Below are 214 nucleotides of genomic sequence, written 5' to 3'. Positions count from 1 at the left end.
ATATCGTGCAGTCCAAAGATCTGCCCGCCGGTACGCCTTGGCGGACGTTGTTGGTGGCCACTCAGCAATTCTGGCAACAGTCGATCATTACCAATAACGGTTATTACCAACAGTTATCGCCGATATTTATGACGGCAAAGGCGTTTCCTAATAACTTTACCCCGCAAAGCCAGGTTGCTATGGCCAATGGCATTTGCAATGCCCTAAAACAGCA

Annotated in this window: 1 pseudogene; it reads left to right on the top strand. The window is 48.6% G+C overall.

The window, feature by feature from the left end:
- Positions 1–214: pseudogene (locus tag ACM615_RS24075) on the top strand (hypothetical protein); the annotation flags it as partial.

The sequence above is a fragment of the Rahnella sp. PAMC25617 genome, from assembly GCF_050606005.1.
Lineage (GTDB): Bacteria > Pseudomonadota > Gammaproteobacteria > Enterobacterales > Enterobacteriaceae > Rahnella > Rahnella variigena.
Note: the sequence above shows the minus strand (reverse complement) of the source record. Positions and strands in the feature narration are given on the sequence as shown.